This is a genomic window from Pseudomonas sp. WS 5071 (genome assembly GCF_012985765.1).
Lineage (GTDB): Bacteria > Pseudomonadota > Gammaproteobacteria > Pseudomonadales > Pseudomonadaceae > Aquipseudomonas > Aquipseudomonas lundensis_A.
This window is the reverse complement of record NZ_JAAQWY010000025.1, coordinates 20869-41637: the sequence shown is the minus strand read 5'-3', so window position 1 is coordinate 41637 and position 20769 is coordinate 20869. Positions and strand designations below refer to the sequence as shown.

Here is a 20769-nt window from a genome sequence, read left to right as displayed (position 1 = left end):
TTTTCATCTGTACGGAAGCCCCATGCGCAGTCGTCTCTTCAACTTTTTATCCTGCCTGCTTCTCACCAGTTGCGCCGTGCAAGCCGCACAGGCCGCCGACTTGACCCAACAACGCCAGTTGTACGACGAGGCCAAGCGCGCTTTGGCCAAAGGCGACTCCGGCCCCTATTTCCGAAATGCCGACGCCCTGCGCAGCTATCCGCTGACACCGTACCTGGCGTACGACGAACTCACCGCCCGCTTGAAAAGCGCCAGTAACGCTGAAATTGAGCAGTTCTTGGCGGCGCATGGCGATCTGCCGCAAGCCAACTGGATGAAACTGCGTTGGTTGCGCTGGCTGGCTGATCGCGGCGACTGGGCGACCTTTGCCAAATATTACGACCCCAAGCTCAACTTCACCGAGCTTGACTGCCTTAATGGCCAGTACCAACTGGCGCACAACCAGAAGGCCGAAGGCTACGCCAGCGCGGAAAAACTCTGGCTGGTGGGCAAAGCACAACCGGCGGCATGCGACGCCCTGTTCAGCCAGTGGGCCGCTGAAGGTCAACTGACCGAACAAAAGCGGTGGCAGCGCGTGAAGTTGGCGGCTGAAGCACGCAATTACGGCTTGGCCACGACACTGGCCAATGGCCTCAACACGCTGGGCCCACAAGCCAAAGTGATGATTGACGTAGCGCAAAAGCCTGATCTTCTCAGTCAACCCTCGCGTTTTCTGCCCGCCAGTGAAGCCATGTCTGATGCCGTGGGACTGGGCCTGCGTCGTTTAGCGCGACAGGACCCTGAAAAAGCGGCAGCACTGCTCGATACATACGCCACCAACATGCACTTCTCGCGGGATGAAAAGGTCGCCATCGCCCGTGAGATTGGTCTGACGTTCGCCCGCCGGTATGACAGCCGTGGCCTGGACATCATGACCAAATATGACCCCGAGCTGCGCGACAACACCGTCACCGAATGGCGCCTGCGCCTGCTATTGCGCCTGGCTCGCTGGGAAGATGCCTATCAACTGACCCGCCAATTGCCGCAGGACTTGGCGACCAGCAACCGTTGGCGTTACTGGCAGGCGCGCAGCCTGGAACTGGCCGAACCGAAAAATCCGCAAGCGCAGGTGCTGTTCAAAAATGTCGCCCGCGAACGTGATTTCTACGGCTTCCTGGCAGCCGATCGGGCGCAGACCCCTTATCAGCTCAACAACAAACCGCTCGTGCTCAGCCCGCAACTGATCAACAAAGTGCGCAACACACCCGGCGTGCAGCGTGCACTCGAGTTCCATGACCGCGGGCAAATCGTGGATGGCCGTCGTGAGTGGTATTACGTGAGTCGTCACTTCAACCGCGACGAAATGGTGGCGCAAGCTAAATTAGCCTACGACCGCAAATGGTATTTCCCGGCCATCCGCACCATCAGTCAGGCTCAGTACTGGGACGATCTGGACATCCGCTTTCCGATGGCGCACCGCGACACACTGGTGCGCGAGGCCAAAGTGCGCGGTTTGCATTCAAGTTGGGTGTTCGCCATTACCCGTCAGGAAAGTGCTTTTATGGATGACGCACGTTCCGGCGTAGGCGCGAGCGGTTTGATGCAATTGATGCCGGCCACAGCCAAAGAAACTGCCAGAAAATTCAGCATTCCGCTGGCATCGCCCCAACAAGTGCTGAACCCGGACAAGAACATCCAACTGGGTGCAGCCTACCTGAGTCAGGTGCATGGCCAGTTCAACGGCAACCGGGTATTGGCTTCAGCGGCATATAACGCAGGGCCGGGGCGTGTTCGCCAATGGCTGCGGGGCGCCAACCACCTGGGCTTCGACGTGTGGATTGAAAGTATTCCCTTCGACGAAACCCGCCAATACGTGCAGAACGTTTTGTCGTACTCGGTGATCTACGGCCAGAAACTCAACGTGCCTCAACCTCTGGTGGACTGGCATGAGCGGTATTTTGACGATCAGTGATCGTGGGTAACACTTTGCAGGTGCGCACGCACCTGCAAGTGCCGCGCTTTATTCCAGCACGGTGACCGGCATGCCGACTTCCAGCAGGCCATGGCTGTCGTTCACCAGGTTCTGCCCAAACATCGTGCCGCCTTCCTGCTTGCGGTAGCTCATCAGGGTTTGCAACGGCTCACGCTGCTCGTCACGCACGCCGGTCTGGGGATCGATAGTGGTCAGGATGCAACGCGAGCATGACTTGACCACGCGAAACTCCACCTCGCCAATGCGCACCCGTTTCCAACCATCTTCGGCAAACGCTTCACTGCCGGACACCACGAGGTTGGGGCGAAAACGCAGCATCTCTAACGTTCGATTGACCTTGTGTGAAAGGTCGTCGAGCGATGCCTGACCTATGAGCAACAACGGGTAACCATCGGCGAACGCCACTTTGTCATCATCGCGGCCATAACCGGCTTCGGTGGTCCGCGCCCGCTCCAGCGGCACATGCACCAGTCGCACGCTCTGGTTGATAAAGCGGCTCAACCACTGCGCCGCCTCGTCGCCTGCATCGGGCACACGCAACGTATCGCGCCAGATGGTCACACCGCGCAGGTCACTGTCGGCCTGCGGCAACGGCACGTCCAGCGCCTCAAAACCTTCGGTCGTCAACGTCAGGCCGCCATTGGCATTCCACAAGGCAGAGAGTTGGCTCATCTGCGGGTGGGAGCGCTGGGTCAAAAAGCGCCCGGAGGCTTCATCCACCAGCATCCAGCGTCGATCACCCTCCACACCCAGTTTGTCCAGGCGCACCTGAGACAAGCTTTCGCCTTTCCCGGACTTGAGCGGGAATCGGTAAATCGAACTTAGATGCAGCATGGATCAGCTCCCTGCGGATTAAAAACGCCACAGTATACGAGCCGATCCCGCGTGCAAAGAATCAGGCGGGTACTTGATCCAGCATCAGGCGCTGGCGCACCACATCCACCAGTTTGTCCGGCTGGAATTTGGACAGGAAATTGTCACAGCCAACCTTCTTGACCATGGATTCGTTGAAGCTGCCCGACAGCGAGGTGTGGAGCACCACGTACAGCCCCCGCAGGCGCGGATCGTTACGAATTTCGGTGGTCAGGCGATAACCATCCATCTCGGGCATTTCGGCATCGGTAAAGATCATCAACAGTTTGTCGGTCATGACCTGCCCGGCGTCTGCCCACCCCTTGAGCATGTTCAGTGCCTTGAGGCCATCGCTGGCCACGTGCATCTTGACCCCCAACTGCGAAAGGGTTTCGCGCAGTTGAGACAGGGCGACTTTCGAGTCATCGACCAACAGCACTTCCCGGCCACGCGCATGCTCCAGGATCGGGTCTTCGAGCTTCTCGCGCGAGACCTTGGCGCTGTACGGCACGATCTCCGCCAGCACTTTCTCAACGTCAATGATCTCGACCAGTTGCTCATCGACCTTACTGATGGCCGTTAAGTAATGCTGGCGACCGGCGCTGGTGGGCGGGGGCAATATGGCTTCCCAGTTCATGTTGACGATGCGGTCAACTCCGCCCACCAGAAATGCCTGAACCGAACGGTTGTACTCGGTCACGATGATCGTACTGTCAGGGCCAGGCACCAGAGGGCGCATGCCGATGGCCTGCGACAAGTCAATCACTGGCAGGGTCTGGCCACGCAGATTCACCACACCACACACAAACGGGTGTCGCTGCGGCATCAAGGTCAATTTGGGTAATTGCAGAACCTCTTGCACCTTGAACACGTTGATCGCGAACAGCTGCCGACCCGCCAGACGGAACATGAGAATTTCCAGTCGGTTTTCACCGACCAACTGGGTGCGCTGGTCTACCGCGTCGAGAATGCCGGCCATGAATAACTCCTGGGCGTGGGTACTGAATGTCTAGCGTTATCGGCAGAAAAAACGCGAGCTTGACCCCCTGCGAAAATCTGCCTCATAAAAGTGGTGGCACTTTAACATCATCCAGTGCCATTATCGGTTTCGTCTTTCGTCCGACCTCCCCTCGCAACTCTCCCCCTTGCCTCTCTCTAAGGGATTCCCTGAGCAGTGCTCAGGAGCGACCTGATATTCGTGCTATTCGATTGCCATTATTGTGACCCCCTTCGCATTATATGAATCACCGCAGGAACTTTTTATTACTGAAACAGCGCTGTCTTGTGCCGGGTTTTACATATCTGCACACAACGCTTTAAAACTTTCTATGTGAACGCACCCATTACTCACACCCAAAAAGTTGCACTTAAAGTCACCCAAAACGCTGATCCAGTTGCCATGCTCATTGAGGGCTTTTGCACGATGAGCCCGGACATTACTTAAAAGGCGTTCCAGAAGAGTGAGAATAAGCATGTTCAATGGCAATGACCGGCCATTAGCGCTAGCCGACTTTTTAATCGAAGCCCAGGTGTTATTGACCACCGCAGAAGAATGCCTGACCCACTTGCGATTGATTCACAATGACGAGGACGCGATCGACTGCATGGTCAATACCCTCTCCAGGCTGGAGAAGCGTGCCAAAGCATTGACCATTGCCCCCATTGCGGGCTTTTGCCGAACCCTGCGCACCCTGCTCAGGCAGGCAAGAAACCTGGGTACCCTGCACGACCAAGCGGTTGAAATCCTCAAAGACTGCTTTAGCCTGCTGGCATGGCAGGTTGAACTGATAGACCCCTCTACAGGCCAACTGAGCCTCGATGACAGTGAGCAAGAGATGCTGATCACGTCGTTCACCGAACAGGTCGAAGCCATGCGAACGGCCCCGCCGCCACTCGGTTAGCCTCGCATCCCCGATGCCTTATCCCGGTCCACGTCTTCAATGACGCATTAAAACGTCCTGCGCCGTGAATACATTACATGTCGACTATCCTGTAAGTTAATTCTGATATCAGACTGTCAGCGCGGTTCAGGCGTTTGCATCTAAGGGCCAACTAAGCTATCGACTTATTTCCTATTTAAGCGCACAGGCAAAACCTGTAATGCGCAACTAACCATGCTGTGCAAAATGCCATTTAACCCATGTCAAAGGCGACCCGCTTTAAATGAAGTGATACCATGCGCGCCGATCGTTAAGCCGAACGCCTGTGTGTAAATCCGTTCAGGCTTGGCATCAGCCATGAACGTTGATCCCGTTAACTCTTTACCTGCCAGCCACCTGCCAGGTCCTTCAGCGAACACCTTTGGCTCCACACGCTATGCACGCCAGCCTCAAGTCATTCAAGCCTTTGTACCCTACGGGTAAAACCGCTCGCCGGCTGACGGCAGCGCTTTGTCTTTGCTCTGCACTCTCAAGCATCGTCGCCTACTGGGCGTGCGACTCCTTGCCCACCGTTTTAATGCTGCTCGACCTGACCACCCTGGCCAGCATCTGGTGGCTTCACCGGGACTCGCGCAACGCCATCACACTGCAACCCAAGGAACTGGCGGCCCGCATGATTGAGGTACAGGAAAGCGAACGCCAACACTTGAGCCGCGAACTGCATGATGACATTGGCCAACTGCTGACAGCTGCCACCCTGCAAACCCGTTGGCTGCAACGCCGCGCACCCGAAGACTTGCAGGCGCACTGCCTGAGCCTGTGCACGTTGCTTGAAGAAACCCTGGCCAAGGTGCGCGATGTTTCAGCCGCGTTTAACCCAACGCAAATTGCCAGCCTCGGCCTCGACGTCAGCCTGCGGGCACACTTGATGAAAACCCTCGAAAACGCATCGCTTCGCTGGACCTTCGAGTGCCACCCGCGTTTGGGCGATATTCAGGAAGACATGGCCGTGGTTATCTTTCGCGTCACCCAGGAGTCCGTCACCAATGTGCTGCGTCATGCCAGGGCCAGCAACCTGCTGGTGCAACTGCGGCGCCAGGCGGACGGCCTGCATTTGAGCGTTCGCGATGATGGCGTCGGCTTCGTCCCCGCCAGCGACCCTAGACAGGCCGGGCAACGGGGCATGGCCGGTATGCTTGAGCGGGTCGAGCAGTTGAATGGCAGCATCAGCGTCATCAGTGAACCCGGCACCGGGACGCATACCGAAGTCCTGTTGCCCTGGCCCCAGCGCACTCATCCACGTGCACAGTTGGGCCAAACCTCATGACGTGCAATCTGCTGCTGGTGGATGACCACCTGTTGATTCGGGCCGGGGTCAAGGCACTGGTCAATGACTTGCCGGGCTACGCGGTGATTGGCGAAGTTGAAGATGGCGGGCAGTTGGTTGAGGCGGCCGAACGACTTCAACCGGACATCATTCTGCTGGACTTGTCGATGCGCCATACCGGCGGCCTGGAAGCCTTGCGTCAGCTCAAAGCGGTTATGCCGCGCTGCAAAGTGCTGATCCTGTCGATGCACACCGACCCGTCCCTGATCATGCAAACCCTCGAAAGCGGCGCCCACGGCTACTTGCTCAAGGACACCAGCGCCGTGGAGCTGGAACAGGCCTTGGGCGCACTGCGCAACAACGAGCGTTACCTGAGCCCGGCCATCGCCCATACCGTGATCAATCAGGCGCTCAACCGCGGCCCAGCCCCCTGCACGACGCAGGCCAGGCAGCACAACTTGACCGAACGCCAACTGGAGATCCTGCGCCTGATCGTGCGCGGCAAGTCCACCCGCGAAATTGCGTGCGGGCTCGGCCTGAGCATCAAAACCGTCGAAACCCATCGCGCTCAGGTCATGAAGCGCCTGCACATCCATGACGTTGCCGGGCTTGTGCTGTTTGCTGTGCGCGAGCAAATCATCAGCCTTGACGACTGACCAGCGGTGAGCCTTCGGGCAAATGCACCTGCAAAACGCCCTTGCGCACAGAGAATCGGCTCGCTTCCTGCGCCATCGGCTCACCGTCGAGGTTAATGGACAGCCCTTGCGCGGACTTGATTTCCACCCAGGGCAGGCGCGCGCGCACAAACAGGTTGTCCATGCCCCAGCCACCTTCCATCAGGCCCTTGAGGGTGCCAACCACTTCTTGCGGCGCAGGCAGGATGCTGATGTCCAGCAGCCCGTCATCGGCCACCGCCGACGGACACAATTCATGCCCGCCCCCGGCCTGACGGCCGTTGCCAATGCCCAACGCCAGCAGATCGCCTTTCCAGTGAAAATCGGGGCCCTGCAACTCAGCATAGGCGGCGTGCAACTCACTGAAACGCGTCAGACCGGTAAACAGGTACGCTGCTCCGCCCAAAACCTTTTTCAAGTCCTCTGACGTGTTGGCCGTCACCTGACTGCCAAAGCCGCCCGTGGCCATGTTCAAAAACAGCTCGCCGTCAGCATCGCCCAAGTCAATGCTGCAGGCCGGGGCATCGAGCAGCGCCAGTGCTTGGGCCGGGTCCAGTGGTACGCCAGCGGCCCGCGCGAAGTCGTTGGCGGTGCCCAAAGGCAGCAACACCAGACTGGCCCGGGCATCCGCCTGAGCCATGGCCTCGGCAATATCACGCAGGGTGCCGTCTCCGCCCCCGGCGATCAGGTGGGTGTAACCGGCGGCCAGCGCTTCATGCACCAAACGCTGCGCATCCCCGGCTTCCCACGTGAGCCGCACCGCAAGGTCCCAGCCCTGCGTCCGCTGGTGTTCAACCGCAGCACGCACGTCTTCATTGAGTGCCTGCTTGCCATGCAAGATTAAAAAGGCCTTTGCTGCGCTCATTCATCGTCCCTCAAACAGTGAGTCTGGGTGTTGGACAACAGCCAAATGAAAATGGCCTGTTGTTTTTTTTTGCTGCTTCAAGCCCGATCCATCGGGCCCAAAACGCAGCCGGAAAGCGGATCCAAAAATTCGATTCGCAACAACCTGTTTCATGTCCTTTACTACAGACCATTAGCAAAGCAAACCCGCACAGAGGCTGCTAACAGCCCGAAAACACGGGCCTGCACCCAATCAAGCACACAAAAAAATATCGCGTCTACACTGCAGTGTCAGACGCAGAACGCCAAATAAATAGTCATAAAACCCTCTATGGCGACTTCCGTATCTAGCCGTCATTTGGCGTTAAGCAGCATGGATGAACGACATTGCTTTGCAGTCCGCGCCTTTTCCAGGGGTAGCGATTAAGAAGGGATCCTTATGCGCTTGCAGCCCGTTGACAGCTTGTCCCTTACCCGCCCGAGCATGGTCGAGTACTTCTTGTTCGCCATCCGCGTGGTACACGGCATTACCGCCATCCTGCCCGGTTTGTTGCTGCTGTTTTATTTGCGCGAACAACACCCGGAAACCACCAACAGTTACTTCGCCGTACTGATATTTTTCGGGGTGGTCAGCGTGCTGTTTTTCCAGGCACTGGGGGTCTATGCCGAAAACATCTTCAGCAACCGCTGGCGCCTGCAACTCACCCTGTTCGCCTGGTCGGCGGCGTTTTGCCTGTTGCTGTTCATGCACCGCGCGCTGGACTTGTTCAACTACATCAGCAACGCCGAATTACTGGTCTGGTACCTCGGCAGCCTGCTGTTGTTTGGTGTCGAGCGGATGATTTTGCTGACCCTGTTCAAGCGCCTGATGAGCCGCGGGATCTTTCTGCAACAAGCAGTCATTTTGGGCGCCACCGAAAACGGTGTACGCCTGGCCGAATACCTGGCCCAGCATCAAGACATCCGCTCCGGCGTGATCGGTTTCATTGATGACCGGATGGCACGCCTGCCCGACACCGTGGCTCACCTGCCTGTGCTCGGCAATACCCAGGACCTGGAAAAAATGATCCGCGAAGAGCGCGTCACGCAGATTCTGGTGGCGCTGCCGTGGTCGGCGGAAAACCGCCTGGACTACATCATTCGCAACCTGCGCAAATTCCCGGTGAACGTACTGCTGGTGCCCGACATGATTGCCTTTCGCCATGCCCACAATCGCATCAGTGAAGTGGCCAACCTGCCGATGTTCAACGCCTCCGAAGTGCCTTTACGCGGATGGTCGCCCGTGTTCAAACGCATTGAAGACATGGTGCTGTCGAGCCTCGCACTGATCGTACTGTCCCCGGTGATGCTGCTGGTGGCACTGGCGATCAAGCTCGACTCGCCGGGGCCGGTGCTGTTCCGGCAAAAGCGTTATGGCTACAATAACCGGTTGATCGAAGTATTCAAGTTTCGCTCGATGTACCAGAACCAGTCAGACTTCACCGCCGACAAGCAAACGACCCGGGGCGATCCGCGTGTCACCCGCGTCGGGCGTTTTATCCGCAAGACCAGCCTTGATGAACTCCCGCAATTGTTCAACGTTTTCGCCGGCAGCATGTCCATGGTCGGCCCGCGCCCGCATGCCACGGCAACCAAGGCCGCAGGCATTCTGTTCGAAGAAGCGGTGCAGGAATACACCTCGCGTCATCGGGTCAAGCCCGGCATTACGGGCTGGGCGCAAATCAATGGTTACCGGGGCGAAACAGACACCCTGGAAAAGATCGAAAAACGTGTCGAGTTCGACCTCGAATACATCGAAAACTGGTCGGTCTGGTTCGACCTGTACATCCTGTTCCGCACAGTTCCGGCGGTGCTCCTGACTAAAGAGGCGTTCTGAATGAGCCTACTCATTCCTTGCATAATCGCCGGCGGCGCCGGTACGCGACTGTGGCCTGTTTCGCGCGAGGCCATGCCCAAACCGTTCATGCGTTTGCCCGACGGTGAAAGCCTGCTGCAAAAGACCTTCCGCCGTGCCTGCGGCTTGCGCGATGCGGGGCAAGTGCTGACCGTGACCAACCGCGAGGTGTTTTTCCGCACCCTCGACGACTACCGGCACATGAACAAAGGCGGGGTCGAGCTGGATTTCATCCTCGAACCCTTTGGCCGTAACACCGCGCCCGCGATTGCCGCGGCGGCCCTGCACGTGGCGCAACGTTATGGCCAAGACGCTCAGCTGTTGGTGCTCCCCGCCGATCACCTGATCCGCGACATCGACGCCTTCGCCAACGCGGTGGACAGTGCGCGCCAATTGGCCGATGAGGGCTGGCTGGTGACCTTTGGCATTCTGCCGACCAAGGCGGAAACCGGGTTCGGTTACATCGAGAAAGGCCCCGCGCTGAACAGTGACGCCTATGAAGTCGCGCGCTTTGTGGAAAAACCCGATGCCACCACCGCGCAACAGTATCTGGACGGCGGCCTGCACCTGTGGAATGGCGGCATGTTCTGCATGCGCGTGGACAGCGTGCTGCGCGAGTTCAAAGCCTACGCCCCGCACGTGCTGACGGCGGTCAGCCACTGCCTGGAACACAGCCAGGTGTTTCAGGGCAAACAGGAAATCCATCTCGAACTGGACAGCAGCACCTTCGCCCAGGTCCCGGACATCTCCATCGACTATGCGTTGATGGAACGCTCGAAGAAAGTCGCCGTGGTCCCCTGCAATCTGGGCTGGAGTGACATCGGCTCATGGGAGGCGGTGCGCGAACTCAGCCCGGCAGACGCCAATGGCAATCAGTGCAACGGCGAAAACGTGCTGCATGACGTACACAACTGCTACATCGATTCGCCCAAGCGTCTGGTGGGCGGGGTCGGGCTCAATAACCTGATCATCATCGACACCCCGGACGCCCTGCTGATCGCTGACGCCAGCCGCAGTCAGGACGTCAAATACATCGCCCAGACCCTCAAGCTTCAGGGCCATGACGCGTATCGCCTGCACCGCACGGTGACCCGCCCGTGGGGCACCTACACCGTGCTCGAAGAGGGACGCCGCTTCAAAATCAAACGCATCGTGGTCAAGCCGCAGGGCACCTTGTCCCTGCAAATGCACCACCACCGCAGTGAACACTGGATCGTGGTCAGCGGCATGGCCAGGGTCACCAATGGCGACGACGAGTTTCTGCTCGACACCAACGAATCCACATTTATCAAACCCGGTAAAACCCATCGCCTGCTCAACCCCGGGGTGGTTGATCTGGTGATGATCGAAGTGCAAAGCGGCGAGTACTTGGGAGAGGACGACATCGTACGCTTTACTGACATATACGGGCGCGTCCCGGTCGATGCCAGCACGCATTAAACACCGTTTTCCATTTGTCCCAGCCCCGCAAGAGGGCTGTGACCCTGCATGCCAGGAAGCGCGAATAATGAAAAAAATCCTGTTGCTGTTGAGTGTTGTTTTGCTGAGTGCGTGCGGTTTGCCGTCCAAAGTGACGCTGCCGGACGATGCTGTTTTGCGTGAAGGCCACCGCGCCGGACAGGCCCTGGCCGGAAAACTCCTCCCCCTTGAACGCATACGCGCCGGCGACACCCTGCGCATTGTGCGCAACACCGGTGAAGCGCCGTCGATTTCGGCGTTTACCGCCAACTCGATCTACGAATTGACCTTGTTCAATGTGCGCACCGACGGCACGTTTTCTTATCCCTATATTGGCAGCGTCAAGGCGGCGGGCATGACCCCCGACCAACTGACGGCCGTGCTGGAAAAGAAACTGACCCACGTCTATCAAGACCCGTCACTGACCATCAACTTCTCGCAAACCCCGAGCAACACCGTTTATGTGGGCGGCGCGGTGCAAAACCCGGCCACCCTGCAAGTCAACATCGCCACCACGCTGGAACAGGCCATCGTCGGTGCCGGGGGCGTGTTGCCGGTGGGCGACAGCAACAACGTGGCGCTGCTGCGTCAGGAAGACGACGGGCGCTACAACACGTATTTCTTCGATTACAAAAACTCCATCGCGCGGGGCAACAGTCAGCAGGCACCTGTTTTGCTGCAGCGCGGCGACGTTGTGTTTGTGCCCAAGTCCTCCGTGGGCAATGGCATCGAGTGGGTCGATCTTTACCTCAACCAATTGATTCCGTTTACCAAATCAATTGGCATTGGGGCGTCCTACGAACTGCGTAAAAACGACAATAACTAATCGCCAAAGGACTGCAGACATGATCAATATCCGTTCCTTCCGCGATTTATTGCGCCTGTTCTTCATCTTCAAGCGCGAAGTCAAAATCACCGTGCTGGTGACCTTCATCATCATTGTGCTGGGCGCCTTTTTGCTGCCCAACCGCTTTGAGTCCACCGCTTTGCTGCTGGTCAAACCCGGCCGCGACACCAGCACCCTGCCGATCGAAATTGCCGATCGCCAGGCCGTTGTGATCCCCAGTGCCATGCGCGATCCGATCATTGACGAAGAACGCATCCTCACCGGGCGCCCGATCGTGCGCATGGTGGCCGAGAAATACCTCGACGACCTGTCGCGTCAACCACAACCCACCGGGGTCGTTGCGACCCTCAAAAATACGCTCAAAGCCACCGTGCAAGGGTTGGTGGACATCGGTCGCGGGTTCCTGCAAATGCTCGGGTTGGTGGAGAAACAAACCCCGGTTGAGCGCCTGGCCGATCAGTTGAGCAAAAATTTCAGCGTCACCCATGCCCCCGGCTCATCGGTGATGGAAGTGAGCTTTACCTGGAATGACCCTGAAGTGGCCCAGCAGGTGGTCAAATCGTGGATCGACCAATACGAGCAGGAACGCACCTCGACCATGGGCCGCAAGAGCCTCTACGGCTTTTATGAAACCGAAGCGGCCGCCACTCAGGCGCGGATCCTCGACTACCAGCGCCAGATCGAAAAAATCCTCAACCAGTTGGGCGCCGTCAGCATCGACGAACGCCTGAGCGACATTGCCCGCAACCTCAACAACCTGAAGGGCGAGCACCTCAACACTACCCGCGCGGTGGCCTCGACCCAGAGCGGCCTGGACACGATTCAGGCGCAGCTCAACAGCATGAAAAAAGAGATCAGCATCGGGCGGCAAATCAGCATTAACCCGGACCGCCAGGATTTGGCACAACGTATCAACGCCAAACTGATCGAACGTCAGGAAATGACCCGCACCTTCAAAGAAACCGCGCCGCCGGTCAAAGCGCTGGACGCGGCCATCGCCAACCTGCAAGCGCTGCTCAACAGCGAGAAGTCCGTGGTGCAACGCAGTGAAAACCTTGCGCCCAACCCGGTGTACACGCGCTTGCAAAACAGCTTCGCTGATCAGCAGGCCAGCCTCAGTCGTCTCAAAACCCAGGCTGCCCAGCAAAAAGTACAACTGGAAAAACTTGAGCAAGATCGCCGCGAGGCGCTGGCCCTTGAGCCTGAACTGTCACGTTTGCAACGTGAGTTGGCCGCCGCCGAAAAAAGCTTTGCCCTGTACAGCGACAGTACTGAAAAAGCGCGTATTGACCGTGAACTGGACAAGAGCCGCATCAGTAACATCGCGGTGATCGAGCAAGCCACGCTCAACCCCAATCGCGTGTTCCCGAAAAGCTTGCTGATGCTGTTTCTAGCCCTTCCGATCAGCCTCGCAGTCGGGCTGTTGGCGCTGTATTTCTTCTACCTGCTGGACCAACGCATCCACGACGGCGACCACATCGAAGAACGCTTTGGGGTCAAGGTCTGGACCAGCCTGCAAGACCTTAGCGATAACCAGCCCCAGCGGCGCAGCGCCTTTATCGCCAGCATGTACCGGCTGTATGGGGTGCTGCCGCTGGAACAAGTGGCCGAACGCGGGTTGAGCATTGGCCTGACCTCTGCGCGCAGGGGCGAAGGCGTGAGTTTCGTCATCGAGCACCTGCGCAAGCTGCTGGAAGAGCGCGGCCATCAGGTGCGGGTCGAGGGTACCGGCCCTGCGGCGCCGGGAGAAATCTTGCTGTTGAACGCTTCCGGGTTCTTCTCCAATCAGGAAGCCTTCGTGATCTTGCGTCAGGCCGATTTGATCTGCCTGATCGTCGAGGCTGAAAAAACCACTGTGCCGATCCTGCAAACCGCGCTCAACACCTTGAACACAGCGTTCAAGCGGGTGGATGGCATCATCATTAACCGCCGTCGTTTCGACATCCCCGAGAAGGTGTTGAACTTCCTGGCGCGGATTCGGGGTAAAGCCTGATGCACATCGCCCTGCTAGCGCCCCTGGCGCCTGAACAAAACGGTATCGCCGACTACGCAGGGCACCTCAAGGCCGCCCTGCAGAGTCAAGGCATTGAAGTCAGTACGCCGCTGGCTGGCATCGGCAACGATCCCGAACGCGCGCTGCAACGGGTGGCCAGCACGGACTGGCGCGGCATTGATCTGGTGCACGCCGAACTGGGTGGCGGGCGTCTGGCAGAGTTCCACGCCCTGCATGCCTTGCGCGAACGGTTCCCGAAACTGCCCCTGACCGCCACGGTGCACGACCCGGAGCGGCTGGTCTGGCGCCGCGCCCGGCTGCCCTGGCCGTTGTCACTGGCCAGCCGCCTGCCTTCGCCGTTGCCGCAACTGGCGACCGTGCTGGCCGACCCTTTGTGCCTGTATGAAGAACGACAACTGGCCCGCAGCCTGACGCGCCTGGTCACCCTCACGCAGTCAGGCAGCGACTGCCTGAAACAGCGCATGGGCCTGCATAACGAGCAAATGGTGGTCATCCCCCATGGCAACTTACTGATTCCGCCTGCGCCGCTGCCTGATCTCAACCCGGTGAAGCTGTTGTATTTCGGCTTTATTTATCGCGGCAAAGGCATCGAGGATTTGCTCGAAGCCCTGGCCATGGCTTTCATGCACAAGCCCGAACTCAAGCAGCAACTGACCCTGACACTGGCCGGGGGCAGCGAACCGGAAATGGCCTTCGAATCCGGCGGCAGCTACCTGCACCTGCTGCGTCAACGCATTGAGCAATTGGGGCTGGAGAAGAGCATCGCGTGGCGCCTTGACCTGCCAGCCAGCGACATCGCCACGGTCATTCAGGCGCACCACGTGATGGTCCTGCCCTACCGCGAGTCGAGCAAACTCAAGTTGTTGGGCCAGTTGCGCGGCACCAGCGGGGCGCTGTCATGGGCCGCGGCTTGTGGGCGCGGGGTGATTACGTCGGATGCGCGTTCATTTGCCGAGGAGGTCGATCATGGTAACGGGGTGATTTACCCCCAAGGCAATGTGGCCGCGCTGGCCGCCGAGTTGGGCCATTTGTGTGCCGACCCGATGATGGCTGTTCGCTGGGCCGAGCACGCCCAACAGATCGGCAATGAACGCGTCTGGAGCAACACCGCCGAGCGCTTTCACCAGATGTTCAAATCCGCCTGCTGGGGGCGCACCCATGTGGCGTAAACCTGTGTTCTGGCTCCCCGCACTGCTGATCGTGGTTATCGGGGTCAGCCTGCTGCCATGGAGCCCGCCCGCCGAAGCCGAGGGCACAACGTTACGCGCCCCGCGCCCGGTGGTATGGAAGGACTTTTTGGGGGTTAACGCGCAGTTCCAGTACTTCCCGCAGCCGGTGTATGAAAAACAAATGCAGCGCCTCGATGCGCTGGGGCTGGACTGGGTGCGCCTGACCATTCACTGGGCGATGATCGAGCCCGAAGAAAACAACCTGCAACTGGCGCCGCTCGATGGCGTGATGCAGGCCATCAGCGCGCATCATTTCAAGACCCTGGCCTATCTGGTGGGTTCTGCGCCGTTCGCCAGCAGCGTGCCCCCCGGCGAACCGACCACTGACCTTTATCCGCCCAAGGATTTTTCAGTCTTTGCCCAACGCATGCTGATGCTGGCCCAGCGTTACCCGCAAGTGAACGTATGGCAGGTGTGGAACGAGCCCAACATCATGTGGCTGCCCCAGGCCGATCCTGCCGAGTACTACCGCCTGCTGACCACCACCGTCAGGGCGATTCGCGCCGCGTTGCCAGAGCACCCCATCGCCACGGCCGGGATGGCGTATTACAGCCAAATGCCCAAGCAACCGGGCCTGATGCTGGAAAAAATGCTGGAGCAGGGCTTGGCCGAGCAACACCTGATCACCGCATACCACCCGTATTCGCAGTACCCGGAGGGCGACAACCCCGCCGACAACGACTTTCTGACCCGTTCCAATTTCCTCAACAACGCCTTGCACGCCAAAGGCATTGACCAGGTGTGGGCCACGGAATGGGGCTGGTCGAGCTACAACGGCCCACAGGAAATGCAACTGCTGATCGGCGTCGACGGGCAGGCGGATTTCACCCTGCGTCGGCTAGCGCTGATGAGTGCGATGGATTTTCAGCGCATCTTCCTGTTCAACCTCAGCGACCTCGACAGCCGCGCCACGCCGCGCGACCAGTACTACGGCTTGCTGGACCTGCAGGGCAATCCCAAGCCCGTATACGTAGCGTTGCAGCATGTGTTCAAGGTCACCGGCCCGCGCCTCGACCCGGCCGACCCCCCCGTTGTCGACGGTGCGCCAAACGACCTGTACAGCATTGGCTGGACCCGCAGCGACGGTAAACGCTTATGGATGTTCTGGAGCGCCAGCGGCAATCAGGTGCAGTTGCCAGGCGTGACTCAGGCCACCCTCTACAACCCGCTCTCCGGTACTGAAACCCCGCTAAACGATGCGGCGGCGATCACCGTGCCGCTTAAATCCAGTTTGCAACTGTTGGTATGGACGCCATGAAAATACTCTGGACGTTGCCCTATCTGCCCTGGCCAACCACCAGTGGCGGCAAGACCCGCCAATACCATTTGCTGCGCAGCCTGGCCGCGCGCGGGCATCGAATCACCCTGCTGGTGCAGTCAAAAACAGCCCTCGACGCCGCCACCCGGGCAGCGCTTGAGCCGTTTCTCGACCGTTTGATCGTGCTCCGCCGCCGCCCTTTGCGCAGCCTTAAGACCCTTCTGGCCGTGGCCTTGGCGCCCTACCCGATGCTGGCCGGCATCAACGGCGTGACGGCCCCGCTGGAACAGCAAATAGGGCAACTCCTGCAAGAGCCGTGGGACGTGATCCAGATCGAACACAGTTACAGTTTTCAGCCGTTCGAGCGGGCACTGAGCGCCGCCGGGCGCGACTTCATCCTCACCGAGCACAACCTCGAATCAGCCCTTGGCGCCGCCAGCTATGATCGCTTGCCGGGTTGGCTCAAACCCTTTACGTCCTATGACCAGTGGCGCTATCGGCGCTGGGAAAAACGCGTGTTCGGGCTGGCCAAGGAGCTGATTGCTGTCACCGAGCAGGACGCGCGTGCCATGCGCCAACTGACGGACACGCCGGTGTCGGTGGTGGTCAACGGCGTCGACAGCGGGCATTACGCTCAGGTACAGCCCGACCTGCACAGCCAACGTTTACTGTTTGTCGGCAATTACGAATACCACCCCAACGTCGATGCCGTGGAATGGGCGCTGGACAGCATCCTGCCCGAGTTATGGGCGCTCAATCCCCACGTGCGTTTTGCCATCTGCGGCTTTGGCCTGCCGGATCACTGGCGCCAGCGCTGGACCGACCCGCGCATTGAATGGCAAGGCTTCGTGCCGGATTTACGCGACTTGCAGCGTCAGGCCGCCGTGTTTTTTGCCCCGTTGCGTCAGGGCGGCGGCTCCAAGCTCAAAGTGCTCGAAGCCATGGCCGCAGGCTTGCCAGTGGTCACCACTGCCCAAGGCCGCTCAGGGCTGAACGTCAGTAACGGCGAGCACTACCTGGGCAGCGAACACCCGCTAGAACTGGCACAGCTGCTGAACACGGCATTGAGCGACCCCGCCCTGTTGCAACACATCGGTGAGACCGGACGCGCCTACGTCAAGGCCGAGCATGACTGGTCGGTGGCGGCGGCCCAGCTGGAACAGGTTTACACCCGCCTTCCCTCCTTAAAAGAAGAAGTCAGCGTATGCGCATAGGTCTGGATTACCGCCCCGCTGCGGGCTATGGCAACAGTGGCATTGGACGTCAGACGCTGGCACTGGAAGCGGCATTGCGGGCGCACCCCGATGTGCAGTTGCAGTTGTTCGGCGTCGCGCCGGAGGACCATCCGCTGCGCCGCCGCGTGCATTGCCCGCGCTGGGGTGCGCCGCTGCAAAGCGTGCACCGCCTGCCCGGCCGCATTCGCTTCGAAGGCGGCTTCCTGCCCGGCGCCCTGCGTGAGGCCGGTATTGAAATTCACATCTGCAACTTCAACATGGGCTTGCCCCTGGGCGCCAAACCCTCCGGCATGCGCTATGTGCTGCAACTGCACGACGTGTTCCAGCTGACCCACATCAACCACCACGGCTCGCGCCTCAAAGAAAAGGTGTATCGCACCAGCGACAAACTCTCGATCGGGCACTCGATCAAGGTCGCGGACCGCATCTGGACGCCCTCGCAATACACGGCGGACGAGGTGGTGAAGCTCTTCCCCGAGGCCAAAGACAAAGTGAGGGTGCTGCCGAATCTGGTCAGCGGCTTTGTCGGTGAACCGGCGGACATCAGCGACCTTGACCTGCCCGCGCGTTATTGGTTGGCGGTGGGCACCCGCGAACCGCGCAAAAATATCCCCTGGCTGGTCAGTGCCTGGCAGGCGGCGCGTCAACGCTCGGAACAGGTGCCGGAGCTGGTACTGGTGGGCGCCCGGGAACACCTGCCTGAGCCCTTGCAGCAATTAGCCGGCCTGCATTTTTTAAGCGACCTGACAGACGCTCAATTGCACGCGGTTTATCAGCACGCCGAACGCCTGTGGCAGCCCTCATATGCCGAGGGTTTTGGCCTGCCAGTCATCGAGGCGCTGAGTGTGGGCACCTCGGTGGCCGTGGCCAGCGGTTCAGCGCTGGATGAGATCACCCCGGCCCAGAGCCCACGCTTCTCCCCAACCGACACACAAGCCCTCACCGCGTTGATGGTGACCTTGGCCAATCAGGGCCCGGAAGACGCCGGGCAAATGAAGAGCTGGGCAACCCGTTACGCTGACGAAGCGTATCGCCAGCGCTTCAATACGCTGTTGGAGGAGCTTCGATAATGCCCTTGGCACTTCCGCTCGCGTTGCTGTTCAGTCTGTTATTCGGGCTTATGGCCTGGGTGCTTGCGCCGCTCACTGTGATCGTCCTGATGGTGGGCGTCGCCGGAGTGGTAACGGTGCTGCGCCATCCCCTGTGGGGGCTTTTGCTGTTCGGCGTGCTCGCGACTTTCCTGCCCTACACGACGATCAATATCGGCTTTCGCACCACCGTGTCGGAGCTTTTGATCCTGCTGGTATGGGGCAGCGTGCTGGTGCAAAAAATCCTCAACAACCTGCGACCCGCCCCCCCACTCTTGCGCACCGAACGCTGGGTGCTGGGGTTGATGGTGTTCAGTGCCGTGCCGTTTGTGGTCGGCCAGTGGATGGTCACTGCCGAAGGCAACGGCCCGGTGAACTGGGTGCGCTGGCTGTTGAACTTGTCCGTACTGTTTTTAGTGCCGCGCCTGCTCGATACGCCCAAAGCACGTGAGCAGATGGTTATCGCGCTGCTGCTCGGCACGTTATTGCTGTTGCTGCTGTCGATCCCGGTGTACCTGCGGGACCGTTCTGCCAGCGGCATTACCTCAATCCTCGGGCACTTGGGCTATGGCGGCGTGAGCATGCTCGACGACCGTTTGCAGTCCTTTACCACCCGCATGAGTTCGCCGTGGATGCACCCCAACGTGACGGGCGGCGCCATGGCCTTGCTCGTGCCGCTGGCCCTGTGCTTCGGTTATACCCGACGCGGCTGGCTCAGAGCGCTTGGGCTCAGTGTCGGCCTGCTGGGGGTGCTGGCACTGGCCATGACCGGTTCGCGCGGGGCCTTGATTAGCATGATGGTGGTACTGATCTGGTGCGCCAGCCAACGCGTGCCCTACACCGGGCGCATGCTGCTGGCTGCGGCTGCCGCTGTGGTGGTGCTGTTGCTGGTGTACCCGCCGTTGCAAGAACGTCTGGCCGCCATCTTTTCTACGTCCGACTCCGGCAGTACCAGTGTGCGGCTGGATGAATACCGGGCATTCCCCAACGCCATCGCGAGCTTCCCGCTGGGCATCGGTTTCAAGGTCGAAGCCGGGGTAGCGGGCACCGGTTTGCTGGGCATCTCCAACCTGTTCCTGAACTTCATGTACAAACTCGGCCTGCCCGGCATGCTGCTGTTCATCGCCGTCATCGCCAGTTGGTGGCGCAGTGTGCGCCCGGTCCACAAGCCCATTGTGCTGACTGCCGACAATGCGATCTGGCTCGGCACCACCGTCGGCCTGCTGGCCGCGCTGGTCAGTGGCCTGTTCGACCACTATTTCAGCTTCACTCAAGTGTTGATCGCGTTGTTCTGGCTGATGCTCGGTTTGAGCCTGCAGGAAGCCCGGCGCCTTAAACACCCTGCCTCGCCGCCTTATTCAGGAGTTCGCCCATGAAACACCGCCTTTTCCACTCGCGAAACCTGCGTCAGGCCCTGCCCGAGTACGCCGAAAAAATGGGCGTCAGCCTCGAAGAACTGACCGACGCCTACGACTGGATGCTGGCCAATGACGTGTGCTTCGAACAACCGCTCAAGGGCGATACCTTGTGTTTCATCAGCTACCTGAATATCGAGCCGCGTATTGAACACCCGCTGGCCCGACGGTTTTATGCGTTGCTGGGGCGTGAACTCAAAGGCGCGCTGATCCCGCTGTACGGCAAAAACTGGCCGACCTTGCGCGACCGCCTGCTGCGTTGGTGGGAGCTGGCCTACAACATTCTGATCTGCAAAATCCCCAGCCACACCCTGCGCCTGCTGTGGCTGCGCGCGGGCGGGGCGAAAATCGGCAAAGGGTCAACGGTGTGGCGCAACACCGAAATCCTCGGCGTGGACAGCTTGCGCATCGGTGACGACAGCACCGTGGGTTGGCATTGCCAGCTGGACGCACGGGGCGGCCTGATCATTGGCAACCATGTGACCATCGCCTCCCACGTCCTGATTATTGCGGGCGGCCACGACGTGCAAGCGCCCGAGTTTTGGGCCGTGGGCGGCCCCGTGTACATCCGCGATTACGCCTGGATTGCCAGCCGCGCCTTGCTCTCCTTTGGTGCCGATATTGGAGAGGGTGCGGTGGTAGGCGGCAACTGCGTGGTGTCCAAACCGATTCCGCCGTATGCCATCGTCGGCGGCCCTGACGCCACGATCAAAGGCGAACGCTGCCGCAACCTGAACTACAAAGTGGGCGGCAAAGGCCTGTTCACGTTGTTTCACTAGGCCC

17 protein-coding genes are annotated in these 20769 nt (G+C 59.6%); 14 read left to right on the top strand and 3 right to left on the bottom strand.

The genetic code is table 11. The features are described 5' to 3' along the window. Nucleotides 1-22: 22 nt before the first annotated feature. The gene (locus tag HBN61_RS15910) at nucleotides 23-1951 is read left to right on the top strand and encodes a transglycosylase SLT domain-containing protein (protein WP_094994778.1); all 1929 of its coding nucleotides are present in this window, start codon (nucleotides 23-25) and stop codon (nucleotides 1949-1951) included. A 48-nt stretch (nucleotides 1952-1999) separates the two neighbouring features. Here the strand turns inward: HBN61_RS15910 and HBN61_RS15905 are convergent, their stop codons facing one another. Next, on the bottom strand, nucleotides 2000-2806 hold the full coding sequence (locus HBN61_RS15905; protein WP_094994779.1) for an MOSC domain-containing protein: 807 nt from the start codon (nucleotides 2804-2806) through the stop codon (nucleotides 2000-2002). A gap of 61 nt (nucleotides 2807-2867) precedes the next feature. After that, nucleotides 2868-3803: a chemotaxis protein CheV gene (locus HBN61_RS15900; protein ID WP_094994780.1), complete on the bottom strand. Its 936-nt coding sequence runs from the start codon at nucleotides 3801-3803 to the stop codon at nucleotides 2868-2870. A gap of 493 nt (nucleotides 3804-4296) precedes the next feature. Between HBN61_RS15900 and HBN61_RS15895 the strand changes: the two genes are divergently transcribed. The 3 genes from HBN61_RS15895 to HBN61_RS15885 all read left to right on the top strand — a co-directional run bounded on the left by HBN61_RS15895 (nucleotide 4297) and on the right by HBN61_RS15885 (nucleotide 6687). Next, nucleotides 4297-4725 carry a hypothetical protein gene (locus HBN61_RS15895; RefSeq protein WP_170047145.1) on the top strand — a complete coding sequence of 143 codons (429 nt, stop codon included), beginning with the start codon at nucleotides 4297-4299 and terminating at the stop codon, nucleotides 4723-4725. A gap of 415 nt (nucleotides 4726-5140) precedes the next feature. Further along, entirely contained in the window at nucleotides 5141-6031 is an 891-nt protein-coding gene (locus HBN61_RS15890; protein WP_170047172.1) for a sensor histidine kinase, read from the top strand. After that, the gene (locus HBN61_RS15885) at nucleotides 6028-6687 is read left to right on the top strand and encodes a response regulator (protein ID WP_094995035.1); all 660 of its coding nucleotides are present in this window, start codon (nucleotides 6028-6030) and stop codon (nucleotides 6685-6687) included. The genes HBN61_RS15890 and HBN61_RS15885 overlap by 4 nt, the downstream gene beginning before the upstream one ends. Here HBN61_RS15885 and yegS read toward each other — a convergent pair. Continuing rightward, on the bottom strand, nucleotides 6671-7570 hold the full coding sequence (gene yegS / locus HBN61_RS15880) for a lipid kinase YegS (protein ID WP_094995034.1): 900 nt from the start codon (nucleotides 7568-7570) through the stop codon (nucleotides 6671-6673). The two genes, HBN61_RS15885 and yegS, sit on opposite strands and share 17 nt — an antisense overlap. Before the next feature lie 417 nt (nucleotides 7571-7987). Here yegS and HBN61_RS15875 point away from each other — a divergent pair, with 417 nt between their 5' ends. From HBN61_RS15875 to HBN61_RS15830, 10 genes are all read left to right on the top strand, one after another. Then, nucleotides 7988-9424 carry an undecaprenyl-phosphate glucose phosphotransferase gene (locus HBN61_RS15875; protein ID WP_169965742.1) on the top strand — a complete coding sequence of 479 codons (1437 nt, stop codon included), beginning with the start codon at nucleotides 7988-7990 and terminating at the stop codon, nucleotides 9422-9424. Then, nucleotides 9425-10882 (top strand): mannose-1-phosphate guanylyltransferase/mannose-6-phosphate isomerase, encoded by a 1458-nt coding sequence (locus HBN61_RS15870; RefSeq protein ID WP_170047143.1) that lies wholly within the window; start codon nucleotides 9425-9427, stop codon nucleotides 10880-10882. A gap of 67 nt (nucleotides 10883-10949) precedes the next feature. Next, nucleotides 10950-11726 (top strand): polysaccharide biosynthesis/export family protein, encoded by a 777-nt coding sequence (locus tag HBN61_RS15865; RefSeq protein WP_170047141.1) that lies wholly within the window; start codon nucleotides 10950-10952, stop codon nucleotides 11724-11726. Nucleotides 11727-11745: 19 nt separating this feature from the next. Continuing rightward, complete coding sequence (locus HBN61_RS15860) at nucleotides 11746-13740, top strand: GumC family protein (RefSeq protein WP_170047140.1); 1995 nt, start codon at nucleotides 11746-11748, stop codon at nucleotides 13738-13740. Beyond that, entirely contained in the window at nucleotides 13740-14930 is a 1191-nt protein-coding gene (locus tag HBN61_RS15855) for a glycosyltransferase (protein WP_170047138.1), read from the top strand. Before HBN61_RS15860 ends, HBN61_RS15855 begins: the two co-directional genes overlap by 1 nt. Continuing rightward, on the top strand, nucleotides 14920-16248 hold the full coding sequence (locus tag HBN61_RS15850) for a cellulase family glycosylhydrolase (protein WP_170047136.1): 1329 nt from the start codon (nucleotides 14920-14922) through the stop codon (nucleotides 16246-16248). The genes HBN61_RS15855 and HBN61_RS15850 overlap by 11 nt, the downstream gene beginning before the upstream one ends. Further along, nucleotides 16245-17462: a glycosyltransferase family 4 protein gene (locus HBN61_RS15845; protein WP_170047134.1), complete on the top strand. Its 1218-nt coding sequence runs from the start codon at nucleotides 16245-16247 to the stop codon at nucleotides 17460-17462. Before HBN61_RS15850 ends, HBN61_RS15845 begins: the two co-directional genes overlap by 4 nt. Next, entirely contained in the window at nucleotides 17453-18553 is a 1101-nt protein-coding gene (locus HBN61_RS15840; RefSeq protein WP_170047132.1) for a glycosyltransferase family 4 protein, read from the top strand. The genes HBN61_RS15845 and HBN61_RS15840 overlap by 10 nt, the downstream gene beginning before the upstream one ends. Further along, nucleotides 18553-19947, top strand: coding sequence for an O-antigen ligase family protein (locus HBN61_RS15835; RefSeq protein ID WP_169965754.1), 1395 nt, complete (start codon nucleotides 18553-18555; stop codon nucleotides 19945-19947). The genes HBN61_RS15840 and HBN61_RS15835 overlap by 1 nt, the downstream gene beginning before the upstream one ends. After that, the gene (locus HBN61_RS15830) at nucleotides 19944-20765 is read left to right on the top strand and encodes an acyltransferase (RefSeq protein ID WP_094995025.1); all 822 of its coding nucleotides are present in this window, start codon (nucleotides 19944-19946) and stop codon (nucleotides 20763-20765) included. Before HBN61_RS15835 ends, HBN61_RS15830 begins: the two co-directional genes overlap by 4 nt. Nucleotides 20766-20769 lie beyond the last annotated feature (4 nt).

Bases quoted from the DNA above. Each gene is read 5' to 3' on its own strand.
- HBN61_RS15910 (WP_094994778.1), top strand. From the start codon at position 23: ATGCGCAGTCGTCTCTTCAACTTTTTATCCTGCCTGCTTCTCACCAGT.
- HBN61_RS15905 (WP_094994779.1), bottom strand. From the start codon at position 2,806: ATGCTGCATCTAAGTTCGATTTACCGATTCCCGCTCAAGTCCGGGAAA.
- HBN61_RS15900 (WP_094994780.1), bottom strand. From the start codon at position 3,803: ATGGCCGGCATTCTCGACGCGGTAGACCAGCGCACCCAGTTGGTCGGT.
- HBN61_RS15895 (WP_170047145.1), top strand. From the start codon at position 4,297: ATGTTCAATGGCAATGACCGGCCATTAGCGCTAGCCGACTTTTTAATC.
- HBN61_RS15890 (WP_170047172.1), top strand. From the start codon at position 5,141: ATGCACGCCAGCCTCAAGTCATTCAAGCCTTTGTACCCTACGGGTAAA.
- HBN61_RS15885 (WP_094995035.1), top strand. From the start codon at position 6,028: ATGACGTGCAATCTGCTGCTGGTGGATGACCACCTGTTGATTCGGGCC.
- yegS (WP_094995034.1), bottom strand. From the start codon at position 7,570: ATGAGCGCAGCAAAGGCCTTTTTAATCTTGCATGGCAAGCAGGCACTC.
- HBN61_RS15875 (WP_169965742.1), top strand. From the start codon at position 7,988: ATGCGCTTGCAGCCCGTTGACAGCTTGTCCCTTACCCGCCCGAGCATG.
- HBN61_RS15870 (WP_170047143.1), top strand. From the start codon at position 9,425: ATGAGCCTACTCATTCCTTGCATAATCGCCGGCGGCGCCGGTACGCGA.
- HBN61_RS15865 (WP_170047141.1), top strand. From the start codon at position 10,950: ATGAAAAAAATCCTGTTGCTGTTGAGTGTTGTTTTGCTGAGTGCGTGC.
- HBN61_RS15860 (WP_170047140.1), top strand. From the start codon at position 11,746: ATGATCAATATCCGTTCCTTCCGCGATTTATTGCGCCTGTTCTTCATC.
- HBN61_RS15855 (WP_170047138.1), top strand. From the start codon at position 13,740: ATGCACATCGCCCTGCTAGCGCCCCTGGCGCCTGAACAAAACGGTATC.
- HBN61_RS15850 (WP_170047136.1), top strand. From the start codon at position 14,920: ATGTGGCGTAAACCTGTGTTCTGGCTCCCCGCACTGCTGATCGTGGTT.
- HBN61_RS15845 (WP_170047134.1), top strand. From the start codon at position 16,245: ATGAAAATACTCTGGACGTTGCCCTATCTGCCCTGGCCAACCACCAGT.
- HBN61_RS15840 (WP_170047132.1), top strand. From the start codon at position 17,453: ATGCGCATAGGTCTGGATTACCGCCCCGCTGCGGGCTATGGCAACAGT.
- HBN61_RS15835 (WP_169965754.1), top strand. From the start codon at position 18,553: ATGCCCTTGGCACTTCCGCTCGCGTTGCTGTTCAGTCTGTTATTCGGG.
- HBN61_RS15830 (WP_094995025.1), top strand. From the start codon at position 19,944: ATGAAACACCGCCTTTTCCACTCGCGAAACCTGCGTCAGGCCCTGCCC.